Genomic DNA, 5,408 nt, shown 5'->3' with positions numbered 1-5,408 from the left:
GTCGATCCGCGTAAAGCCGCCGTTGAGGCCGCTATTGCGCGGGCGAAAGCACGTAAGGCACAGCAGCAGGTCGTTGAAAAAGTAATAGACACCCCGGCGGCTAATGACGATCCGCGTAAAGCGGCCATCGCTGCGGCTATTGCCAGAGCTCAGGCCAAAAAAGCCGCAAAACAGGCAGTTAACGAGGAATAGATGGTCTTTCGAATCGCAAGCTCACCCTATACACACAACCAGCGCCAGACATCACGGATTATGATGCTGGTTCTGCTCGCGACCCTACCCGGGATTGCCGTGCAGACCTGGTTCTTTGGCTGGGGTACGCTGCTGCAGATCCTGCTGGCAGGCATAAGCGCTCTGGCTGCTGAAGGGCTGGTACTCAAGCTGCGTAAGCAGAACGCAGGGGCGATCCTCAAGGATAACTCCGCCCTGCTTACCGGCCTGCTATTAGCGATCAGTATTCCGTCATTCGCGCCCTGGTGGATGGTGGTGCTGGGTACCGTGTTTGCTGTGATTATTGCCAAGCAGCTCTACGGCGGCCTTGGTCATAATCCCTTTAACCCGGCCATGATCGGCTATGTAGTGCTGCTCATCTCCTTCCCGGTGCAGATGACCAGCTGGTTACCGCCTCACGAGATTGCCGCTAACGTGCCTGGATTTATGGATGCGTTACAGGTTATCTTCACCGGACATAGCACGGGTGGGGATATCAATACCCTGCGGATGGGCATTGATGGCGTGAGCCAGGCCACGCCGCTGGATACTTTCAAGACCTCACTGCACGCCGGGCATAGCGTAGACCAGATTATGCAGTACCCGATCTACAGCGGCGTGCTGGCGGGTGCGGGCTGGCAGTGGGTCAACCTTGCTTATCTGCTTGGCGGGCTGTTCCTGCTGGGGAAAGGCGCTATCCGCTGGCATATTCCGGTAAGCTTCCTTGTTACGCTGGCCCTCTGCGCCACGCTGGGCTGGGTCTTTTCGCCCGAGAGTCTGGCCTCGCCGCTGCTGCATATTTTTTCCGGAGCAACGATGCTCGGCGCGTTCTTTATCCTGACCGATCCGGTAACTGCCTCGACGACCAACAAAGGTCGCCTGATCTTCGGCGCGCTGACCGGGGTGCTGGTCTGGCTGATCCGTAGCTTTGGCGGCTACCCGGACGGCGTCGCCTTTGCGGTGCTGCTGGCTAACATTACCGTGCCGTTGATTGACTACTATACGCGTCCGCGCGTCTACGGCCATCGTTGAGGAGAGCGCCATGTTAAAGACCATGCAGAAACACGGCGTGACGCTGGCGATCTTTGCCGCCTGCTCTACCGGCCTGACGGCGGCAATCGCCCAACTGACCAAATCGACCATTGCCGAGCAGGCCGCTATTCAGCAGAAGGCGCTGTTCGACCAGGTGGTGCCGGACAATATCTATAATAACGATCTTAGCCAGAGCTGTTTCCTGGTTAACGCCCCTGCGCTGGGCAAGGGTGAGCGTCGGATCTACATTGCCCGCCAGGACGACAAGCCCGTTGCAGCGGTCATGGAGGCCACGGCTCCGGACGGTTACTCCGGCGCTATTCAGCTGCTGGTTGGCGCTGACTTTAGCGGCACGGTGTTGGGTACGCGGGTGACCGAACACCATGAGACACCGGGCCTGGGCGATAAGATTGAACTGCGCCTCTCAGACTGGATCACCTCTTTCAGCGGCAAGACGATTGCAGGCGCGTCTGACAGCCACTGGGCGGTGAAAAAAGACGGCGGTGATTTTGACCAATTTACTGGCGCAACCATCACCCCACGCGCGGTGGTGAACGCCGTTAAACGTGCCGGACTGTATGCGCAGACCCTGCCCGATCGGCTTAATTCTTTACCGTCCTGCGGAGAGTAGACCATGAGCGAAATAAAAGAGGTTATTGTTCAGGGGCTGTGGAAGAATAACTCGGCGCTTGTTCAGCTGCTGGGACTCTGTCCGTTGCTGGCCGTGACCTCCACCGCGACTAATGCGCTGGGTCTTGGCCTCGCGACGACGCTGGTGCTGACCCTGACCAATCTGGCCGTTTCCGCCCTGCGCCGCTGGACGCCTGCGGAGATCCGTATCCCAATCTACGTCATGATTATCGCCTCGGTGGTCAGCGCGGTGCAGATGCTGATCAACGCCTATGCCTTTGGTCTCTATCAGTCGCTGGGGATCTTTATCCCGCTGATCGTCACCAACTGCATTGTGGTGGGACGTGCGGAGGCCTTTGCCGCGAAGAAGGGCCCGGCCCTCTCGGCGCTGGACGGCTTCTCAATCGGCATGGGGGCGACCTGCGCTATGTTCGTGCTCGGCTCCCTGCGTGAAGTGTTAGGTAACGGCACGCTGTTTGATGGCGCGGATGGCCTTCTGGGCAGCTGGGCGAAGGTGCTACGCATTGAGGTATTTCATACCGATTCGCCTTTCCTGCTGGCGATGCTGCCCCCGGGTGCGTTTATTGGCCTGGGCATGATGCTGGCGGTGAAGTACCTGATTGATGAACGGACTAAAAAACGCCGGGCGGCTGCTGCTGTAGCTACGCCTGCAGTAGAAACCCCTGTCGCGCCCGGGAAGGCTTGATGAATAAAGTAAAACGGCTGGAGATTTTGACCCGGCTTCGCGCGAACAATCCGCACCCTACCACCGAGCTGAACTTTAACTCGCCGTTTGAGTTACTGATTGCGGTTCTGCTTTCTGCACAGGCCACGGACGTTAGCGTCAATAAGGCGACGGCGAAGCTCTATCCCGTCGCCAATACCCCTGAGACGATGCTGGCGCTTGGCGTCGAGGGGGTAAAGTCCTATATCAAAACCATCGGCCTGTTTAACAGCAAGGCGGAGAACGTTATCAAGACCTGCCGTATCCTGCTGGAGCAGCACGGCGGCGAGGTGCCAGAGGATCGCGCCGCGCTAGAGGCGCTGCCTGGCGTTGGACGCAAGACCGCCAACGTGGTGCTTAACACCGCCTTTGGCTGGCCAACCATTGCCGTCGATACCCATATCTTCCGCGTCTGCAACCGCACGCTATTTGCCCCAGGGAAGAACGTTGAGCAGGTGGAAGAGAAACTGTTGAAGGTGGTGCCGGCTGAATTCAAAGTCGACTGCCATCACTGGCTAATCTTACACGGCCGCTACACCTGCATTGCCCGTAAACCCCGCTGTGGCTCCTGCATTATCGAAGATCTGTGCGAGTATCGGGAGAAGGTTTACGAGTAATTTGCCCCCTCGCTGCTTTTCCTCTTTATAACGCCAGCTTATGTTTTCACGCTCCAGGAGAGCGTGATAAAACTCGGCTGGTTATTACTTTTTAAGGTTAATCGTTTTTTTAATACAAAAAATTTCTATACGTTTGTGATAGAGATCACGGTAGGGTCTTAAGGTTAAAAAAATGTTTAAAATTTTAGCCAGGTACCTGCACCAGACGGCCTTCCATAAGCAATCAGCGGTAGATTAAACCACTGTTTTTGGCAATAGTGGGTCATTGCGCTGCCCATAGCATAAAATAGCAGAACATATTGCCATGCACCCCACCTCTTCGATTTCAATTAGTGGAAAAAACTATCAAAATGCTTATGCCAAAATTTAACGCTGAATAACAATCTTCCTGCCGGAGCTTTATAGCGAACATTTTATATGTAACAGATCATTACAAAGGTATTGCCTCCGGGTCTAGGATAGGGAACATTACCTGCCGTTTCCCCTCCCCTATAACTATAAGCTCGATGGGCTCTGGCCATCGCGCACTGAACACCCCCGTTAATATGGGATGTAAAAAAAGAGGTATATGTGTCGACTGCAAACAACAAACCAACTGAAAGCGTTAGCCTGAACGCTTTCAAACAGCCCAAGGCGTTTTACCTGATCTTCTCCATTGAGCTTTGGGAGCGTTTCGGTTTCTACGGCCTGCAGGGAATTATGGCGGTCTACCTGGTGAAACAGCTGGGTATGTCCGAATCCGACTCTATTACGCTGTTCTCCTCCTTCAGCGCCCTGGTCTATGGCCTGGTGGCCATCGGCGGCTGGCTGGGTGATAAGATCCTGGGTACCAAACGCGTTATCATGCTGGGCGCCATTGTGCTGGCGATCGGCTACGCGTTGGTGGCATGGTCCGGCCACGATGCGGCCGTTGTCTATATGGGTATGGCGACCATTGCCGTGGGTAACGGCCTGTTCAAAGCCAACCCCTCTTCGCTGCTCTCTACCTGCTATGCGAAAGACGATCCGCGTCTTGATGGCGCATTCACCATGTACTACATGTCCATCAACATCGGCTCGTTCTTCTCTATGCTGGCGACGCCGTGGCTAGCGGCGAAATTTGGCTGGAGCGTGGCCTTCTCGCTGAGCGTGGTCGGGATGCTGATCACCGTCGTGAACTTTTTATTCTGTAAGCGTTGGGTTAAACAGTACGGCTCGAAACCAGACTTTGAACCGCTGCGCGTCGGTAGCCTGCTGGCCACCATTGCTGGCGTTGTCGTCCTCATTGCCGCTGCAACCTGGCTGCTGCACAACCAGGGCATTGCCCGTCTGGTACTGGCGGTCGTGGCGTTGGGTATCGTGATTATCTTTGCCAAAGAGACCTTCTCAATGCACGGCGCGGCGCGTCGTAAGATGATTGTGGCCTTCATCCTGATGCTGCAGGCGATTGTGTTCTTCATCCTCTACAGCCAGATGCCGACCTCGCTGAACTTCTTTGCTATTCGCAACGTTGAGCACTCTATTCTGGGTATCGCCTTCGAGCCAGAACAGTATCAGGCCCTGAACCCGTTCTGGATTATTATTGGTAGCCCGATTCTGGCCGCTATCTATAACAAGATGGGCGACACGCTGCCGATGCCGTTTAAGTTCGCCTTTGGGATGGTGCTCTGCTCAGCCGCATTCCTGATCCTGCCTCTGGGGGCTAAATTTGCCAGCGATGCCGGGATTGTCTCCGTTAACTGGCTGATTGCGAGCTACGCCTTCCAGAGCATCGGTGAGCTGATGATCTCCGGCCTTGGTTTGGCGATGGTGGCCCAGCTGGTTCCACAGCGTCTGATGGGCTTCATTATGGGTAGCTGGTTCCTGACGACCGCCGGGGCAAACCTGATCGCGGGCTACGTGGCTAACATGATGGCTATTCCGGAAAACGTGACCGATCCGCTGATGTCGCTTGACGTCTACGGCCGCGTGTTCCTGCAGATTGGTATGGTGACCGCCGTTATTGCGGTGCTGATGCTGCTGACGGCGTCGAAGTTGAACCGTATGACGCAGATGGATGAGAAAGACTTAGCCGAGTCTCAAACAGCCTCCGCGTAACGGTACTGGGAAACGCAAGCCAACAAAAAAGCCGCTGAGAAATCAGCGGCTTTTTTTGTTTAAATGACCCGTCCTGAATAGCGTTGACACATTTTACTCATACACTGAGGAAAATGTGA

At 55.3% G+C, this 5,408-nt stretch carries 6 protein-coding genes; all 6 read left to right on the top strand.

Annotation, left to right across the window (positions count from 1 at the left end; genetic code table 11):
- Nucleotides 1–192 (top strand): hypothetical protein (locus tag RTP97_RS21150; RefSeq protein WP_312417128.1); only part of this gene is annotated, 192 nt, incomplete at its 5' end.
- Entirely contained in the window at nucleotides 193–1,242 is a 1,050-nt protein-coding gene (rsxD, locus tag RTP97_RS21145; RefSeq protein ID WP_312417125.1) for an electron transport complex subunit RsxD, read from the top strand.
- A 10-nt stretch (nucleotides 1,243–1,252) separates the two neighbouring features.
- A complete protein-coding gene (gene rsxG, locus RTP97_RS21140) occupies nucleotides 1,253–1,873 on the top strand; it encodes an electron transport complex subunit RsxG (RefSeq protein WP_312417122.1) in 621 nt (206 codons plus the stop codon).
- 3 nt (nucleotides 1,874–1,876) lie between these two features.
- The gene (locus RTP97_RS21135) at nucleotides 1,877–2,578 is read left to right on the top strand and encodes an electron transport complex subunit E (RefSeq protein ID WP_312213441.1); all 702 of its coding nucleotides are present in this window, start codon (nucleotides 1,877–1,879) and stop codon (nucleotides 2,576–2,578) included.
- Complete coding sequence (nth, locus tag RTP97_RS21130; RefSeq protein ID WP_312417120.1) at nucleotides 2,578–3,213, top strand: endonuclease III; 636 nt, start codon at nucleotides 2,578–2,580, stop codon at nucleotides 3,211–3,213. Before RTP97_RS21135 ends, nth begins: the two co-directional genes overlap by 1 nt.
- Before the next feature lie 570 nt (nucleotides 3,214–3,783).
- A complete protein-coding gene (gene dtpA / locus RTP97_RS21125) occupies nucleotides 3,784–5,289 on the top strand; it encodes a dipeptide/tripeptide permease DtpA (RefSeq protein WP_312417117.1) in 1,506 nt (501 codons plus the stop codon).
- Nucleotides 5,290–5,408 lie beyond the last annotated feature (119 nt).

The organism is Pseudescherichia sp. (genome assembly GCF_031998825.1).
GTDB lineage: Bacteria > Pseudomonadota > Gammaproteobacteria > Enterobacterales > Enterobacteriaceae > Pseudescherichia.
This window is presented reverse-complemented; position numbering and strand designations above follow the sequence as displayed.